Source organism: Pseudomonas sp. ZT5P21, from assembly GCF_054897785.1.
On the sequence record NZ_CM142705.1, the window covers coordinates 997,595 to 1,014,078 of the forward strand.

Annotated in this window: 14 protein-coding genes and 1 other RNA gene; 6 read left to right on the plus strand and 9 right to left on the minus strand. The window is 58.8% G+C overall.

Features of this window, described 5'->3' with window-relative positions; genetic code table 11:
* Window positions 1-26 precede the first annotated feature (26 nt).
* From ACYZT9_RS04560 to ACYZT9_RS04585, 6 genes are all read left to right on the plus strand, one after another.
* Window positions 27-545, plus strand: a complete 519-nt coding sequence (locus tag ACYZT9_RS04560) for a penicillin-binding protein activator LpoB (protein ID WP_462008759.1) — start codon at window positions 27-29, stop codon at window positions 543-545.
* Between the two features lie 5 nt (window positions 546-550).
* Window positions 551-1,918 carry a PelD GGDEF domain-containing protein gene (locus tag ACYZT9_RS04565; protein WP_462008760.1) on the plus strand — a complete coding sequence of 456 codons (1,368 nt, stop codon included), beginning with the start codon at window positions 551-553 and terminating at the stop codon, window positions 1,916-1,918.
* Complete coding sequence (locus ACYZT9_RS04570) at window positions 1,896-2,885, plus strand: tetratricopeptide repeat protein (RefSeq protein ID WP_462008761.1); 990 nt, start codon at window positions 1,896-1,898, stop codon at window positions 2,883-2,885. The genes ACYZT9_RS04565 and ACYZT9_RS04570 overlap by 23 nt, the downstream gene beginning before the upstream one ends.
* Window positions 2,882-4,396: a GT4 family glycosyltransferase PelF gene (gene pelF, locus ACYZT9_RS04575; RefSeq protein ID WP_462008762.1), complete on the plus strand. Its 1,515-nt coding sequence runs from the start codon at window positions 2,882-2,884 to the stop codon at window positions 4,394-4,396. Before ACYZT9_RS04570 ends, pelF begins: the two co-directional genes overlap by 4 nt.
* The gene (pelG, locus tag ACYZT9_RS04580; protein ID WP_462008763.1) at window positions 4,397-5,770 is read left to right on the plus strand and encodes an exopolysaccharide Pel transporter PelG; all 1,374 of its coding nucleotides are present in this window, start codon (window positions 4,397-4,399) and stop codon (window positions 5,768-5,770) included.
* Window positions 5,771-5,925: 155 nt separating this feature from the next.
* On the plus strand, window positions 5,926-6,348 hold the full coding sequence (locus tag ACYZT9_RS04585; protein ID WP_462008764.1) for an organic hydroperoxide resistance protein: 423 nt from the start codon (window positions 5,926-5,928) through the stop codon (window positions 6,346-6,348).
* Window positions 6,349-6,503: 155 nt separating this feature from the next.
* Here the strand turns inward: ACYZT9_RS04585 and ACYZT9_RS04590 are convergent, their stop codons facing one another.
* The 9 genes from ACYZT9_RS04590 to ACYZT9_RS04630 form a co-directional block, all read right to left on the minus strand.
* Window positions 6,504-7,046 (minus strand): hypothetical protein, encoded by a 543-nt coding sequence (locus ACYZT9_RS04590; protein WP_462008765.1) that lies wholly within the window; start codon window positions 7,044-7,046, stop codon window positions 6,504-6,506.
* 272 nt (window positions 7,047-7,318) lie between these two features.
* Window positions 7,319-7,712: a transfer-messenger RNA gene (gene ssrA, locus ACYZT9_RS04595) on the minus strand.
* A gap of 94 nt (window positions 7,713-7,806) precedes the next feature.
* Complete coding sequence (locus ACYZT9_RS04600; protein ID WP_462008766.1) at window positions 7,807-8,085, minus strand: hypothetical protein; 279 nt, start codon at window positions 8,083-8,085, stop codon at window positions 7,807-7,809.
* A 259-nt stretch (window positions 8,086-8,344) separates the two neighbouring features.
* Complete coding sequence (locus ACYZT9_RS04605) at window positions 8,345-8,620, minus strand: hypothetical protein (RefSeq protein ID WP_462008767.1); 276 nt, start codon at window positions 8,618-8,620, stop codon at window positions 8,345-8,347.
* Between the two features lie 116 nt (window positions 8,621-8,736).
* Window positions 8,737-11,556: an FAD-binding and (Fe-S)-binding domain-containing protein gene (locus ACYZT9_RS04610; RefSeq protein WP_462008768.1), complete on the minus strand. Its 2,820-nt coding sequence runs from the start codon at window positions 11,554-11,556 to the stop codon at window positions 8,737-8,739.
* Entirely contained in the window at window positions 11,553-12,224 is a 672-nt protein-coding gene (locus tag ACYZT9_RS04615; RefSeq protein WP_462008769.1) for a LutC/YkgG family protein, read from the minus strand. Before ACYZT9_RS04615 ends, ACYZT9_RS04610 begins: the two co-directional genes overlap by 4 nt.
* Window positions 12,224-13,678 carry a LutB/LldF family L-lactate oxidation iron-sulfur protein gene (locus ACYZT9_RS04620; protein ID WP_462008770.1) on the minus strand — a complete coding sequence of 485 codons (1,455 nt, stop codon included), beginning with the start codon at window positions 13,676-13,678 and terminating at the stop codon, window positions 12,224-12,226. The genes ACYZT9_RS04615 and ACYZT9_RS04620 overlap by 1 nt, the downstream gene beginning before the upstream one ends.
* Window positions 13,675-14,499 (minus strand): (Fe-S)-binding protein, encoded by an 825-nt coding sequence (locus ACYZT9_RS04625; RefSeq protein ID WP_462008771.1) that lies wholly within the window; start codon window positions 14,497-14,499, stop codon window positions 13,675-13,677. The genes ACYZT9_RS04620 and ACYZT9_RS04625 overlap by 4 nt, the downstream gene beginning before the upstream one ends.
* A 147-nt stretch (window positions 14,500-14,646) precedes the next feature.
* Window positions 14,647-16,341, minus strand: a complete 1,695-nt coding sequence (locus tag ACYZT9_RS04630; protein WP_462008772.1) for a lactate permease LctP family transporter — start codon at window positions 16,339-16,341, stop codon at window positions 14,647-14,649.
* Between the last annotated feature and the right edge of the window lie 143 nt (window positions 16,342-16,484).

Genomic DNA, 16,484 nt, shown 5'->3' on the forward strand with positions numbered 1-16,484 from the left:
TCATGGAATGTATACGGAGAAAAACTATGCAAGCAATTCGTAATCTGGGCCTCGCCCTCGCCGTCCTGTTCGTTGCCGGCTGCGCCAGCTTCACCGATGAAGCCAGCCCGAACCTGCCGCGCAACGCGCAGTGGGGCATCGTGCCGATGGTCAACTATTCGCAGACGCCGCAAGCCGGTGAGCGTAGCGAGCAGATCCTGCTCAGTGTGCTCAGCAGCCACGGCCTGCAACCGCGGGTTTATCCGGCCAGCACCCAGGGTGAGCAAGCGCTGATGGATGACAACGAGCGTCTCGCCGGCGCGCTGGAATGGGCGCGCGAGCAGAAACTCGATTACGTGATCGCCGGTAGCGTTGAAGAGTGGCAGTACAAGAACGGCCTGGACGGCGAGCCAGCGGTCGGTATCAGCCTGCGCGTACTCGAAGGCAGCAGCGGTCGCGTACTCTGGAGCAAGAGTGGCGCGCGTGCGGGCTGGTCCCGTGAAAGCCTCGCAGGCACCGCTCAAACGGTGCTCGACAAACTTGTCGGCGCCCTTCGGTTCGAGTGATCGCAATGAATTCTCCCCACATGGATTACAGCCTGGCGCCTCAAGCCAGCGGCCCGGTGTCTTGGCTGGAAACGTTTCTGGTGACCGGCGCGGCGATTGGCCTGGGCTTGTGGTTGACCCCAGAAGACCCGCTGCAGATAAACGGCGGGTTCCCCTGGTCGATTCTCGCGCCGCTGTTGTTGGGCGTGCGTTACGGTTTTGTGCGCGGCCTGTTCAGCGCCAGCCTGCTGGTGCTGGCGATGTTTGCGCTGCGCCACGCCGGTTACGAAGGCTACGCCCGGATCGATCCGTCATTCATTGTCGGCGTGCTGGTGTGCGGGATGCTGGTGGGAGAGGTTCGCGATCTGTGGATGCGGCGCCTGGAGCGGCTGCAGATGGCCAACGAATATCGTCAGTATCGTCTCGACGAATTCACCCGGGCACACCAGATTTTGCGGGTCTCCCACGACCTGCTGGAGCAGCGTGTGGCCGGTAGCGACCAGAGCCTGCGCAGCTCCCTGCTGGGCTTGCGTGAAAAATTGCGGGTGATGCCGGACGCAGGCGATGCGCTGAGCGCGCTGGCAGATCCGATCGTGGCGATGCTTGGACAGTACGGCGCGTTGCGAGTGGCCGGTCTGTACCGCGTGGACGAGCGCGAAAAAAATGTCCTCCCTGAAGCGTTGGCAACCATCGGCGTCATGGGGCCGTTGGGCACCGAGGACGGTCTGGTCAAGCTGTGCCTGGAGCGTGGCGAACTGGTCAGCGTGCGTCAGGACCTGATTGATTCCGGCACCTCGGCGCAGTTTTCATCGCTGCAGGCGTGCATTCCTTTGATCGATGCCGAAGGTCGTCTGCTGGCGATTCTGGCGGTTCGGCAGATGCCGTTCTTTGCTTTCCAGGATCGGACCCTGAGCCTGTTGGCGCTGCTCGCCGGGCACATCGCCGACCTGTTGCGCCGGGACCCACAAGTGCTGCAATTGCCTGACGCCGATGCGCAGCAGTTCACCCTGCAGCTCAAGCGCTCGCTGGTGGATGTCGAGAAACACAAATTACCGGCCGGGCTGTTTGCCTTTGAAATGACCCGACCCAACGAAGAGCTGACGCGCTTGCTGGAACGCAGCCAGCGCGGTCTTGACTTGCACTTGCCGGTGCGCAACAACCGTGATCATCAGCTGTTGCTGGTGCTCTTGCCGTTGACCAGTCCGCAAGGCACCGAAGGTTATCTGGCGCGGATCAGCCTGTTGTTGCATGAGCACTTTGGTATTGAAAGTGACATGGACAGCCTGGGTGTGCGGGTGATGCCTTTCAATCTGGAGCCTGGATGTGATCGCAACGGGCTGCGTAACTTCCTGTTCAACGAGTGTGGCCTGAATGATCAGCAAGTGGCTGTTTAGCGGAGCCTTGTTGTTAGAGGCGGGCAGTTGGGCCAGTTTGTGGCTCGCGGCGCCCGAGTGGCAACAATTGCTGGTATTCACCTTCAGTCATGGTCTGGCGTGCGTGATGTTGTGCGCTGCGGTGTGGTTGTTGTTACCGGCACGCTACCGTGCACCGTTGCCGTGGAGCCCGCTGTTCATTTTCAGCCTGGCGTTCTTCGTGCCGGTGATCGGGGCGGTCGGTGTGGTCGCGGCAATCTTTCCGGCGTTGTACCTGCCGCGCAAACGCGACAAGCAGGCCTGGCAAGCCGTCGGTATTCCGAGCCTGCCGTTTCGCGCGCAAACACAGCATCATTCGCCGATTTTCGCCGATGGCGGATTGCAGGATGTCTTGCGTCATGCACCTGATCCGGATCAGCGCCTGGCCGCGTTGCTGGCTACGCGCCGGATGCCCGGCAAGGAAGCGGTGCCGATCCTTAAACTGGCGCTCGGTGATCCGAGCGATGACGTGCGGCTGCTGGCATACTCGATGCTCGACAAACAGGAAAGCGACATCAACCTGCGCATCCAGATTGCGCTTGGGCAACTGGTCGGCGCCAATGCCAAAACCGCGGGTGCGCTGCATGGCACGCTGGCGCGCTGGTATTGGGAGCTGGCGTACCTCGGCCTGGCGCAGGGCAGCGTGCTCGAACACGTGCTCAACCAAGCCAGCGAACACGCCGAGCAAGGCCTGCAAGCGGGCGAGGGGGGGGAACTGTTCTTGCTGGCGGGACGCATTGCGCTGGAAAGAGGTGATATCGAGCGCGCCGAAGTGCTCTTGCATCAGGCCCAGGACAACGGCATGGGCGCTGCGCAAGTGTTGCCGTTCCACGCCGAACTGGCGTTCGAGGCCGGTCGTTATCACGAAATCCCCGGGTTGCTCGAGAAACTCCCCGAGAAAACCCGTCAGCGACCACCCTTCGCTGAACTGGTGAGGAGCTGGACATGAATCCCAAGGACGAGGCGCCGGCCGCTGACATCTGCCTGCTGCTCGAAGGCACCTGGCCCTACGTGCGCGGCGGCGTGTCGAGCTGGATTCATCAGATGATTCTCGGTTTGCCGGAGCTGACCTTCTCGGTGATGTTCATCGGTGGCCAACGTTCGGCCTACCCGTCGCGACGCTATGAAATCCCGTCGAATGTGCTGCACATCGAAGAGGTGTTTATCGAGGACGCGACGCGTCCGACCAACACCCATGGAACGCCGCGAGAGGCCGACCCGCAGCAGTTGCTGGATCTGTATCGTTTTCTGCACCACCCGGACGCGCCGGAGCCCGAGCTGGGCGAGCGCCTGCTCGACTGCATCGCCCAGGGCCGCATGACCCTCGACGACGTACTGCGCAGCCGCGCCAGTTGGGAGGCATTGAGCGAAGGGTATCGGCTGCATTGCGCCGACCCGTCCTTCGTCAATTATTTCTGGACCCTGCGTTCGATGCAGTCGCCGTTACTGATGCTGGCCGAAGCGTCGCGCAAAATGCCGCGAGCGCGGATGCTGCATTCGATTTCCACCGGTTACGCCGGGCTGCTGGGGTGCATTCTCAAGCAGCGCTGGAACTGCACCTACCTGCTCAGCGAGCACGGGATTTACACCAAGGAACGCAAGATCGACCTGGCCCAGGCCAGCTGGATCGCCGAGAGCTCTGGCCAGGCGCTCAATCGCAGCCTCGACTCTGGCTCGGGTTACATCCGTACGCTGTGGGTGCGTTTCTTCGAGCGCATCGGTCAGCTGACCTACAACAGCGCCGACAACATCATCGCGTTGTATGACGGCAATCGTCAGCGGCAGATCAAGGACGGCGCCGACGCAGCCCGCACCCAGGTCATTCCCAACGGCATCGACCTGCCGCAGTGGACCGCTGCACTGCAATCCCGTACCCCCGGTATTGCGCCAGTGGTGGGCTTGATCGGGCGTGTGGTGCCGATCAAGGATGTGAAAACCTTCCTGCGGGCCATGCGCGGTGTGATCAGCGCCATGCCGGAGGCCGAAGGCTGGATCGTCGGTCCCGAAGAGGAAGATCCGGAATACGTCAGCGAATGCCGCAGCCTGATGGCCAGTTTGGGTTTGGAGGGCAAGGTGCATTTCCTTGGTTTCCAGCGAATCCAGGACATCCTGCCGAAACTCGGCCTGATGGTGCTGACCTCGATCAGCGAGGCACAACCACTGGTGATCCTCGAAGCCTGGGCCGCCGGTACGCCGGTGGTTTCGAGCGACGTGGGCTCGTGCCGCGAATTGATCGAAGGCGGCAGTGCCGAAGACCGCGACCTCGGGCTCGCCGGCAAAGTGGTGGCGATTGCCGATCCACAAGCCACCTGCGCCGCGATCCTCGAACTGCTGCGCAATCCGCAACGCTGGCAGGCCGCTCAGGCCAGCGGCCTGTTGCGGGTCAATCGTTATTACACCGAAGCCTTGATGCTGCAGCGTTATCGCGACTTGTATCAAGCAGCCATGGAGAACAGTTGAATGGCCGGCATTGGCTTCGAACTGCGCAAGATCCTTTCGCGCGACTCTTACACGGCGACCTTGCACGCTTACGTGTATGCAGGTCTGATCAGCTCCGGGCCCTGGGTATTATCGATCATCAGCGTGATGCTGGTGGGCATCATCAGTTTGGGCCTTGTGATACCCAATTCGTTGGTGGGTCAGTTTCTGGTGACGGTGACCTACCTGATGGCCACCTCGTTGATTCTCACGGGTGGCTTGCAGCTGTTCTTTACCCGGTTCGTGTCCGACCGGTTGTTCGAGCACAAGTACGAACAGATTCTGCCCAACTTGCTGGGCATCCTGTTACTGGTCACGGTCGCTGCCGGAGTGTTGGGCATCATCGTGCTGGGTTTGCTCTTCGACCAGCCGCTGATCTACCGGGTGCTGGTGCTGTCGAATTTCGTGGTGCTGTGCAACTTGTGGCTGGTGATCATCTTCCTGTCGGGGATGAAGGCCTATAACCGCATTCTGCTGGTTATGCTGGCGGGCTACACGCTGATGGTCGCCAGCGCCTATGTGCTGACCTTCCTGAAGCTACCCGGCTTGCTGTTGGCGCTGTTGATCGGACACAGCGCACTGCTGTTTCTGTTTCTTTACGACATCCTGCGCGAGTACCGGGCGGAAAAGCTGATCGCCTTCGATTTCCTCGATCGGCGCCAGGTATTCCTCAGTTTGCTCGCCACCGGTTTCTTCTACAACTTCGGCATCTGGATCGACAAGTTCCTGTTCTGGTTCAACCCCGGCACCTCGAACATCGTCATCGGTCCGCTGCGCGCGTCGATCCTGTATGACCTGCCGATCTTCATCGCCTACCTGGCGATCATCCCGGGGATGGCGGTGTTTCTGGTGCGCATCGAAACCGATTTTGCCGAATGGTATGACCGTCTGTTCCGGGCGATCCGCGAGGGCGAAACGTTGCAACACATCGGTTCGCTGAAAACCGAGATGATCTTGTCGATCCGTCAGGGGCTGCTGGAAATCTGCAAGGTGCAGGGGCTGACGGCGGTGCTGTTGTTCCTGTTCGCACCACGTTTGCTGGATTGGTTGGGCATCTCCAGCTATTACCTGCCGCTGTTCTATATCGACCTGATCGGCGTGAGTATCCAAGTGGTGTTCATGGCCTTGCTTAACGTGTTTTTCTACCTGGACAAGCGCACTGTGGTCCTGGAGTTGTGCGTGCTGTTTGCGGTGTTGAACGGGGCGTTGACGCTGCTCAGCATGTACCTTGGGCCAAGCTTCTTTGGCTACGGATTTACCCTGTCGTTGCTGGTTTGTGTGTTGCTGGGGCTGCATCGACTGTCCACGGCGCTGGAAGACCTGGAGTACGACACGTTTATGTTGTCATCGCGCTAACGGTTATTGCGGATGTGAAAAAGGCACTGGCGATCATCGTCCAGTGCCTTTTTTTTGCTTGATGGTTTCCGACTGACGTCGCTTGAAAGCCGATTTGGCGCTGCTAGGCTTGGACGGACGGATTCACCCCGTAAAACAGTTCAGGAGTTACCGTCATGAGTACTTCCTTGGAAACCGTTCTATACACAGCAAAAACCCACACCGTCGGCGGCCGCACGGGCACCGGAAAATCCAGCGATGGCGAATTGGACGTGAAATTCAGCTCACCCGGCTCGGGGAAGCCGGGTACCAATCCAGAACAACTGTTTGCTCTCGGGTATTCAGCCTGTTTTATCGGTGCGATACAGGTCGCCGCTGGCAAAATGAAGATCAAACTGCCGGAGGACACGTCGGTGGATGCCGAGGTGGATTTGGGCAAAACCAAAGCCGGGGACTTCCAGTTGGCGGTCCGCTTGAACGTCAATATTCCGGGTCTGGAGGAGGGCGTGAAACGCGAATTGGCTGAGGCCGCCCATCAGATGTGTCCGTATTCGCGGATGACGCGGGGGCATGTGGAGGTGGAGTTGAAAATCGTTTGAAGTTCGGAAAGTCCCGGAAAAAAGCCGTGAAGCCCCGATTTCTCAAAGCTTCACGGTCCCTGTAGGAGCAGCCGGTCGACGTTCGATTGCTCGCAATGATCTCCAGCGCCACGCTCAACCAGACAACACGCAGTGCACGCCTCTCCCACACCAGATTACTTGGCCTTCGCGCTCTTGATGTCGCTGATAATCTGCTGTGCAATTGCCTGAACCTGCCTTTTGGTCATGGCAGACATCACACCTTCCCAGGCCGACGACGACGTATCGTAGGTTCGGCTACCGATCAGGCTCCCCGATTTCAGGTCTGAAAAGTCTGCGCTCGAGTTGACCCAGGCATTACCCACCATAATGCCAGCGCCATAGCGCGCACCCGGCGTCAGGTAGCGGAAGTTGCTGACGTTGATGGTAATGCCGACGCCATCCTTGGTGCCTGAGCTTAGGGTCTTGCTCTCTGAAATGCCGTAGCCAGCACGGATGGCCTCTGCCTGCAGGGCTTCTTTCCAGTCACGCTGCAGGAGTGGCCAGTCCTCATTCTGCTGGACCTTGTCGTTCCCTTTGAAATTCACCACGAGGTTTTGCTTGGCGGATTCCTGGATGGCTAGCGTGTCACTACCGCCGCTTTTAACGGACGCCGCGCAACCGCTCAGAAGTGATAGAGCCAGAACGCATGAGGGGAGTAAAAACTTGCTGATTTTCATTGAATTTCCATATCCAGGACGATTGGTTTGGCAGTGATGGTGGGTAGTGGCTAGATGATGGCTGGCGCTGGGGTCGCGCGCAATACTGGGGTGGATCATTTGAAGTCTTCAAGTGACCCGCAAGGAGGCGAGGCTTGAATGACTAATTCCCAGACGCAACAAATCCGCACTTGGCGGGTTTTGTCTGCTTCGTACTTGGTTCGTTGACTAAGCCGCTTCACTGGATTTCAGGCACAAAAAAAGACGTCCGTGGACGTCTTTAGATGATGAAGTGGTGGAGCCGGGGGGATTTGAACCCCCGTCCGCCAGTACTCCGCTGTCGGTACTACATGCGTAGCCGTGTCTATTAAGTTAACCCTCAGCGACCCGACGGGCAGGGTGCTTTGGGCGAGTTGTGTAAGTTTTAGCCGCTTCGTCCACAACGTACTGCACGGCGATTCTGTTCTATATGACAATCACTTTGGGTTTACAGACATCCCCTGATGATTGCTGGACCCGAAGGTACCAGGAGGGAAGGGCTAAGGCTGCTTACGCAGCGAGAGCGTATTCCCCGTAGGTTTCGTCATTGGCAACTATAAGAAGTTGCAACAGTGGATTTACGAGTTCTGTTACCAACTCGGCATGCACCTAAAGTTTCGCAACCGGCGTCGAATCCTAAACGGCCCCGAGCCTGCTGCTCTGTGAATCAAGGTGAGCAACAAGCCTGCGCAGTGTACGCCAACGCGGCCAGAAGGCCAACCCGAAGGTTGGACTCCACAGATTATGGGTTGGGATCGCTGCGCAGTTTGTCAGTAAGTGCCGATGCCTGAGTGGCCTCGGTGACGCATTTTTTGTCGTCCCCGGAAGCTTGCGAAGCTTCGGCGCTGGATATCAGTCTTTTGATCTCCATTGCGGTGTTGCTGGCGCTCGCGGGCAGTGAATTCACTTTGCTTTTGAGCTCTTGCAGCTTGCTTGTACAAAGGTTGTTGTCCGCAGCAAATACGGGCGAGGCCAACATGGCAGCAGAGATAAACAGACCAGCGATTGCGGTACATTTCATGGATATCTCCTTGAACTGATGGTTTCGGTGCTGCCGTAGGAGCGGGCGCTCAGCCGAGGTCGGAAAATAAGCCACGATTTGATGGGCCTACTTAAAAGACTGCGATATTGCGCAAGAATTCGTTTTCTGCAGAAGAGGCTATGAAATTGCCCCCACCCAGATGCAACAAAACCCGCAAATTGGCGGGTTTTGTTTTGCTTCGTTCAGGTGGCGCTGGGGGAGCCAAAAGGCCAACCCGAAGGTTGGCATTGTATTGGGGCTATTGTTTGCCGCCGTCACCTGTTTTCTGAATGGCTTGAATAGTTTGGGTGGTCTCGGCGATGCAATCATCAGTCCCTTGCTTGGTGCCTCTTGCATGATCCGCTTTGGCTTTCTCGACGCTGTCCATTACCTGTTCAGTCATATCCGGAGGAATCTGTGCCTTGGCATTTTCGATGGTTTTCAGGTTGACCGCACAGAGGTCTTCGACGGCAAACGAGGGGGACGCCATCAGCGAGACAGTAACGAACAGACCTAACAGTACAGAACGTTTCATGTGTATCTCCTTGAACTGAGGGGCCAGGCTTCGCTGGCCGTCAGGATGGGCTGCCATTTGGGGAAGCCCCACATTTATGGGGCTTGATCAGTGGACTACGGCAGCGCATGAGGGTTCTATTTTTCTTGCATATCCCTCGCTCGAGTAACCCGGTCCACCAGATAGACCAGCCCGTGATAGTCAATTCCACCGTGTTGCGTCAGACCGATCTCACAGGTGCGACTGGTCGATATGCCCTCGCTGCACTGTTGCACCGCATCCTTGAGCGTGCGTAGCGAATGGGCATTCAGTTCCGGGGTGGTAAAGCCCTTGTCGCCGGCAAATCCACAGCAGTGAATACCTTCGGGAATAACCACGTTTTTGCTGCACTTGCGCGCCAGATCGATCAACGCCTGACTTTCTCCCAAATGTTGGGTGCTGCACGTGACGTGCACGGCGATTGGCGCTTCCTGCGGCGTGAATTCGAGCCTGTCCATCAAATGCGTACGGATGAAACGCACCGGATCGTACAGGTCCAGTCGAACATCACCGATGTCCTGAACCAGGCGCAAGGTGCAGGGGCTGGTGTCGCAGTAGATCGGATCGAGGCCGCCACGGCTGGCGTGCAGCAACGCGCCTATCAATTCCTGGCGTTTGTGTTCGGCCTGTTCGGCGTAGCCCTTGGACGCGAAGGGCTGACCGCAGCAGAGGTTGTCCTGATTGTCCGGAAAGACTACCTGGTAACCGGCTTTTTCCAGCAAGCCACGGGTTTTGTCGTACAGCGACATTTGCTCTTTATCACCGGCTGCGGGACCCATCACCCGCGAGACGCAGGCCGCCAGGTACACCACTCGCGGACGCGCATCCATCACGGTCGGGCTAAAGCGAATGGCCTTTTCCGGCTGCGGCATGGCATGGGTCCATTGCGGGACCTGACCTTTGGATAACTTCGTCAGCGTTGCCGAAAGTTTCGCCAGGCGTGGCGCTCCCAGCAGCATCCGCGCACCGTTGGCCACGTGCAGGGTGAAACGGGCGCCTTGCAGCGCGGTTGCGAAATTGCCTTCCAGCCAGTTAGCGGTTTTCGTATGCGTCGCCTGACGGCTGCGCAGCTTTTTCACCAGTTCGCCGGTATTGATTCCTACGGGACAACGCTGGGCGCACAAACCGGTGGCGGCGCAGGTCTCGATGCCCTGGTATTCGTAAGCAGCTTCCAGTTCGGTGGTGTCCACGCCTGCGCGTTTCTTTGCCTGAATGTCACGCCAGATCACGATGCGCTGGCGCGGGCTCAGGGTCAGGCCTTTCGACGGGCAAACTGGTTCACAAAAACCGCACTCGATGCACTTGTCCACAATCTCGTCGGCGGCCGGCAGCGGTTTCAGATGCTTCAGGTGGATCTGCGGATCAACGCTGAGTACCACGTCCGGATTGAGAATGCCGTTGGGATCGAGCAAGCGTTTGAGCTGCCACATCAACTGATAGGCATCGCTGCCCCATTCCAGTTCGACGAAGGGCGCCATGTTGCGACCGGTGCCGTGCTCGGCCTTCAGCGAGCCGCCGAACTCCACGGCGACCAAGTGCGCGACGTCGTCCATGAACGCCTGGTAGCGTGCGACTTCTTCCGGGTTGTTGAAGCCCTGGGTGAAGACAAAGTGCAGATTGCCTTCCAGGGCGTGTCCGAAAAGAATCGCTTCGTCGTAGTGATGTTTTTCGAACAACTCGATCAGACGGTTTACGCCGATGGCCAGTTTTTCCACCGGGAAGGTCACGTCTTCGATGATCACCGTGGTGCCGGTTTTACGCACCGCGCCGACGGCGGGGAAGGTGTCCTTGCGGATGGCCCAGAGGCGGGCGTTTTCGACCGGGTCTTCGGTGAAGTCGACCTGTTTCTCCACCGGGAATGAGGTCAGCGACGCCATGATCTGCGCCAGTTGTTCGTGCAGCAAAGTGGGCGACGCCGCGCGGGATTCAATCAGCAATGCGCAGGCATTGTTCGACAGGTGCTGTACGAAAGCCGGCATTCCGGGCTTGTCCTGCACCGAACGCAGGCTGCGTCGGTCGAGCAGTTCCACGGCTGACACTGGTTGGCTTTTCAGCACGGTGACGGCATTGCAGCAGGTTTCCACATTCGGGAACACGATCAGCGCCGACGCCTTGTTCGGGTGGTCGATCACGGTGTCGTAAGTCACCGCACTGATAAATCCGAGGGTACCTTCGGAGCCCACCAGCAAGTGGCTCAAGATATCCACAGGCTCATCGAAATCCACCAGGGCGTTGAGTGACAGGCCGGTGGTGTTTTTCAGGCGATATTTGTGGCGGATTTTTGCGGCTAAACCGGAATTGGCGCGGGTCTCGCGACCCAGTGTCGCCAGACGTTCAAGCAGCGTTGCGTGGCTCTCACGAAACGCCGCGACACTCGCCGCATCTTCGGTATCGAGGCGGCTGCCGTCGGCGAGCACCAGGCGAATACCGGCCAGCGTGTGATAGGTGTTTTGCGCCGTACCGCAGCACATGCCGCTGGCGTTGTTGGCGACGATACCGCCGATTTTGCAGGCGTTGATCGAGGCCGGGTCCGGACCGATCTTGCGTCCGAACGGTGCCAGCCACGCGTTGGCCTGCGCGCCGATCACGCCGGGTTGCAAGCGGATTTGCGTGCCTTGCCCGCGGATCTCGCGACCGTTCCAGTTATCCCCAAGCACGATCAGCACAGAATCGCTGATGGCCTGGCCGGAAAGGCTGGTGCCGGCGGCGCGGAAGGTCACCGGGACCTGATCCCGTTGCGCTAGTTCGAGCAGTGCCACCACTTCATCTTCGGATTCGACGCGGATCACCAGTTTCGGAACCAGTCGGTAGAAACTGGCGTCGGTGCCGAAGGCCAATGTCGACAGCGGGTCGTCAAACCGTCGCTCTTGGGGGATCAGTTGCTGCGCATCTCGCAGGAAAGCCGCCGGTAGACTCATTGGTCCTCCAGGATCAAAACCACGAGGTCTTTCGGACCATGAGCGCCGTAGGCCAGGACCTGCTCAATGTCGGCGGTCTTCGACGGGCCGGAGACCAGCAGGGCGTTGGTCGGCATGCCTTGCGCCCAGCTGAATTCCTGTTGCACCTGATAGAAGTTGTCGCGGATTTCACTGGCCTTGAGCAAGGCGAAATGCACCGGCGGCACCAGGCTCATCAGGCGCGGCTCTTCCCGCGTCGGCCAGAGAATCAGACTACCCGTCGCGGCGATTGCGCCGAGGGTGGTAGTCAGGCTGGCCGGGGTGTCGTTAAACAGCTCTGCTTTCCATTCTTCGACCCGACGGTCGTAGGACTTAAGCGTGGGCAGCTCGGGATTGTTCGCCCAGTGCTGAGTGACACGCTGACCGTGAGGCGTAGTCGGCGCGATCAACAAGCTGGGTAGTTGGCGATCGCGTAGCAATTGCGCCAGCAGCTCTGGCCAACTGTCCGCTGATGTCAGATGGATCTCCGTGTGTACCGCTTCCATCAGTTTGCGCAACTGCGGAATACGTTGCTCGGGCGCGTAGGTATAGGGCGCGGTCACCAGTTCGACATCGAACTCGTCAGGCACGGGCGTGGTGCCGGTCAGACTTTTCCGTAGTTTGGCGAGGATATTCTGCTTGGCGCTCATCAGCGGCCTCCGTGTTTGGCCAAATGCTCGCGGGCCATGTCATGCAATGAGCGTGCAGCGGGTTTCGGTGCGCTGTGGTTTTGCGTCCATGGGCCGACGTTGCTTGGTACGAGGGCGCGCAGTCGCGTGGCAAAAAAACCGAACAGACGATACAGCGTCGGTGAGCTGTTGAGCTTCGCCCAGGCGTTCCAGATAAAGCGCTCCTTGCGCGAGTACTTGCTGCCCTGACCGCGCATGACTGGGTGCGGGCTGTCCGGGGCTTTGACGTTCTCTTCCCGTAGGCGGCGCAGCAATGCCGGGATAGGAATTTTTACCGGGCACACTTCACCACACGCGCCACACAGCGACGACGCGCTTGGGTGGTCCGGGACATTCGCCAGGCCGACCATGTGCGGGGTGATGATTTTTCCGATAGGCCCTGGGTAAACCTCCCCATAGGCGTGGCCGCCGATTCGAGTGTAGACAGGGCAATGATTCATACAGGCGCCGCAGCGGATGCAGTTCAGGGTCTGGCGCAATTCGCTGTCCGCAAAGGCCTGGCTGCGACCGTTGTCCAGCAGCACCAGATGCACTTCTTGCGGGCCGTCGAGTTCATGGGCCTTGCGCGGGCCGGAGATCATGTTGACGTAGGTGGTGATCGGCTGGCCAAGGGCGGAGCGGGTCAGCAACGACAACAGAGGCACCACGTCGCGCAGGTTTTCAACCACTTTTTCGATGCCGGTGACGGCAATGTGCACCGGCGGAACTGTGGTGGTCATGCGGCCGTTGCCTTCGTTTTCCACCAGCAGCAAGGTGCCGGTTTCGGCCACGGCGAAGTTGACGCCGGAGACGCCGATGTCTGCTTCAAAGAATTTCTGCCGCAAGACTTTGCGGCCGATCTGAATGAGTTGGTCAACGTCCTTGGTGTACTCCACGCCAAGTTTGTCGTGGAACAAGGACGCGACCTGACCGGCATTCTTGTGGATCGCCGGCATAATGATGTGTGAAGGCTTCTCGTGGTCGAGCTGGACGATGTACTCGCCCATGTCCGATTCCAGGCATTCAATGCCCCGATCAGCGAGGAAGTGGTTCATCTCCATCTCTTCGCTGACCATCGATTTGCCCTTGATCACTTGCCGCCCCTCGTGAGCGCGGATGATCGAGAGGACGATGCCATTGGCTTCGTCCACCGTTTCCGCCCAGTGCACTGTCACACCGTTGCGGGTCAGGTTCTGTTCAAGCTGCTCAAGCAGGTCGGGCAACTTCGATAACGCACGGGCGCGGACGGCATTGCCCAGCGCTCGCAAATGTTCTCTTTCGTGGGCATCGCTGAAGGACGACGCCCGCTTTGTCATCAGTGAATCCATCGCAGTGCGAAAGTTGTTTCGCAGTTGCTTGTCACCCAACGCCGTGTGAGCACGGGTGCGGAAATCTTCTTCTACGGCAACCGTAGGAATAATCGCGGAAGCGTTCATTGGCCACCTCCGGTTCGCTGCCAGAGGAAACTGGCCAGATGCTGACCGCGCAACGCTTCCTTCTGTTTCTCCAGCGAGCCATTGATGTTCATCAGGCAACCGCAGTCGGCACTGAGTACCTGGTGCGCGCCGGATTCCTTCAACGACCGGGTCTTGTCCGTCACCATCGCGCCGGAAATGTCTGGCATACGGACGCTGAAAGTCCCACCGAAGCCACAGCATTCGCTTTCATGGCTGTGGTCGACACGTTCCACATTACCCAACTGCGCCAACAACTCGCGGCCGTGCAGGTGGGTGTTCATCTCACGACGTGCCGAGCATGAGGTGTGCAAAGCCACTTTTACCGGATCGCCACTGTCCTTGAGCTGCACCTTGCAGACGAACAGCAAAAACTCGGCCAATTCGTAAGTCCGGGCCGCCAGGGCCTGAACCTTTTTCAGTGTCTCCGGATCGTCCTTGAACAAGTCGGCGTAGTGTTCGCGCAACATACCGGCACACGATCCCGACGGCACCACCACCGGATAATCCCCAGCGAACAGCGCCAGTTGCGAGCGTGCCACGGTCCGGGCCTGGTCGGTGTAACCGGAGGTGTAGGCCGGTTGCCCGCAGCAGCTTTGCCCCTGCGGGTACTCGACACGAATACCTTCGCGTTCCAGCAGATGAATCGCGTCCATCCCGGCTTCCGGGTAGAACAAATCCACCACGCAAGTCCCGAACAAGTAGACCCGTGACGGTTTCTCGCTGGGATATTGCCGCGGCTCGGGCAGTGGCGGGGCGACGCGGGTCGCGTTCGGCACGGCATTGTAAAAAAGCTCGCTCATCAGGCGTGTCTCTCGGCCGGTTATCCGTCCGCTGAGGCTGCTGAAATATAGAGAGTGATTCTTTCAGCAGCCTTACAGACCGGGTTGTGGATAGCTGACGCCGGAATCGTGGTCAGGCGTCGGTTTTTGCGTTCAGTCTTGTAGTACTTAGTGGACCAGCATGCCGGTGAACCAGTAGGCCTGAGACAGGGTGATCAGGCCGACAATGGTTGCAAAGAACAGGCTGTGCTTGAGGGTGAAACGGAACAGATCCGATTCCTTGCCCACCAGGCCGGTAGCGGCGCAGGCCACGGCGATCGATTGTGGCGAGATCATCTTGCCGGTCACGCCGCCGCTGGTGTTTGCCGCCACCAAAAGGGTGTCGCTTACGCCGATCTGGTGCGCGGTGGTCGCTTGCAACGAACTGAACAGTGCGTTGGACGACGTATCGGAACCGGTCAGGAACACCCCCAGCCAGCCGAGGAATGGCGAGAAGAACGGGAATGCCGCGCCCGTGCCTGCCAGTACAAGCGCCATGGTTGAGGACATGCCCGAATAGTTGGTGACAAAAGCAAACGCCAGCACCATGCCGATGGACAGAATCGGCCAACGTAGCTCGTAAAAAGTCTCTCTCAAAGTGGTCAGACCAGTTTTGATATTGATCTTCAGTACCAGCATCGAGATCAGTGCGGAGAAGAATATCGCCGTGCCGGTCGCGGAAATCGGATCGAGCTTGAACACGGCCGGAATGGCCGTCGGGTTGGTCACGATCGGTGCAACCTTGATCACCATTTGATCCAGGTGCGGAATGGCGAAGTTGAACACCCAGCTATACATCGATCCGCCGGCAGCGAACATCGCCTTGAACGGTTTCAAGGTCCAAATGGTGACCAGCACTGTAAGGATCAGGAACGGCGACCAGGCTTTGATAATTTCACCCAGGCTGTAAGGCGATGCCACGGTGCTGCGCGGCAGACCAAAACCACCGGTACTGGCGGTCACCACGGAGGCCGAGACGGCGCCGGTGATGTGTTGGCCTGCGGCGCGTTTTGGCTGCCAGACTTTCAGGAACAGCGTCAGGGAAATCAGGCTGGCCAGGGCCGAGGTGATGTCCGGCAGTTCCGGGCCGATGAAGTTCGACGTGAAGTATTGAGTGATCGCGAAGCTCAAGCCGGCCACCAGCGCTGCGGGCCAGGTTTCACAAACGCCGCGCAGGCCGTCCATCATGAATACCAGCCAGAATGGCACGAATAACGACAGCAGCGGCAGTTGGCGGCCGGTCATGGCGCCGATCTTGAACGCGTCGATACCGGTCACTTGTCCGGCCACGATGATCGGAATCCCCAGCGCGCCGAACGCCACCGGCGCGGTGTTGGCGATCAGGCACAGGCCTGCGGCGTACAGCGGGTTGAAACCCAGTCCTACAAGCAGTGCGGCAGTAATCGCTACCGGCGCACCGAAACCGGCTGCACCTTCAAGGAACGCACCGAAGCAGAATCCGATCAGCAGCACCTGCAGGCGCTGGTCGTCGGTGATCGACAGCACGGAGCTGCGAATCACCTCGAACTGACCACTTTTTACCGTCAGTTTGTAAAGGAAAACCGCTGCCACGATGATCCACGCAATCGGCCACAGACCGTAGGCGAAACCATAACCGGCGGCGGCGAATGCCATATCGACCGGCATCTGGAAGGCGAAGATGGCGACCGCAATGGACAAGGCCAGCGTGATGCTGCCGGCGACATGTCCCTTGAGCCGGAATACGGCCAGCGCCAGAAAGAAAAACACGATGGGAATTACGGCCGCGAGCGCGGAAAGGCCGAGGCTGCCGAGTGGGGTATAGAGCTGTTGCCAGGTTTGCATATGGGGTGGCCCCTAATTGTTGTTGGTCAGGCACTGTTCAGCGTTCTTGGATAATTGGTAATACCAATTTACAATCGCTGTTCGCTAGGGTAAAAGCCTTGTAGGCGGTGTGTCAATTTGCCGCCCTGAATCTTTTGTCGAAT

What these genes read in the sequence shown, in the direction of transcription:
- ACYZT9_RS04560 (WP_462008759.1), top strand. Translation starts at nt 27, where the DNA reads ATGCAAGCAATTCGTAATCTGGGCCTCGCCCTCGCCGTCCTGTTCGTT.
- ACYZT9_RS04565 (WP_462008760.1), top strand. Translation starts at nt 551, where the DNA reads ATGAATTCTCCCCACATGGATTACAGCCTGGCGCCTCAAGCCAGCGGC.
- ACYZT9_RS04570 (WP_462008761.1), top strand. Translation starts at nt 1,896, where the DNA reads ATGATCAGCAAGTGGCTGTTTAGCGGAGCCTTGTTGTTAGAGGCGGGC.
- pelF (WP_462008762.1), top strand. Translation starts at nt 2,882, where the DNA reads ATGAATCCCAAGGACGAGGCGCCGGCCGCTGACATCTGCCTGCTGCTC.
- pelG (WP_462008763.1), top strand. Translation starts at nt 4,397, where the DNA reads ATGGCCGGCATTGGCTTCGAACTGCGCAAGATCCTTTCGCGCGACTCT.
- ACYZT9_RS04585 (WP_462008764.1), top strand. Translation starts at nt 5,926, where the DNA reads ATGAGTACTTCCTTGGAAACCGTTCTATACACAGCAAAAACCCACACC.
- ACYZT9_RS04590 (WP_462008765.1), bottom strand. Translation starts at nt 7,046, where the DNA reads ATGAAAATCAGCAAGTTTTTACTCCCCTCATGCGTTCTGGCTCTATCA.
- ACYZT9_RS04600 (WP_462008766.1), bottom strand. Translation starts at nt 8,085, where the DNA reads ATGAAATGTACCGCAATCGCTGGTCTGTTTATCTCTGCTGCCATGTTG.
- ACYZT9_RS04605 (WP_462008767.1), bottom strand. Translation starts at nt 8,620, where the DNA reads ATGAAACGTTCTGTACTGTTAGGTCTGTTCGTTACTGTCTCGCTGATG.
- ACYZT9_RS04610 (WP_462008768.1), bottom strand. Translation starts at nt 11,556, where the DNA reads ATGAGTCTACCGGCGGCTTTCCTGCGAGATGCGCAGCAACTGATCCCC.
- ACYZT9_RS04615 (WP_462008769.1), bottom strand. Translation starts at nt 12,224, where the DNA reads ATGAGCGCCAAGCAGAATATCCTCGCCAAACTACGGAAAAGTCTGACC.
- ACYZT9_RS04620 (WP_462008770.1), bottom strand. Translation starts at nt 13,678, where the DNA reads ATGAACGCTTCCGCGATTATTCCTACGGTTGCCGTAGAAGAAGATTTC.
- ACYZT9_RS04625 (WP_462008771.1), bottom strand. Translation starts at nt 14,499, where the DNA reads ATGAGCGAGCTTTTTTACAATGCCGTGCCGAACGCGACCCGCGTCGCC.
- ACYZT9_RS04630 (WP_462008772.1), bottom strand. Translation starts at nt 16,341, where the DNA reads ATGCAAACCTGGCAACAGCTCTATACCCCACTCGGCAGCCTCGGCCTT.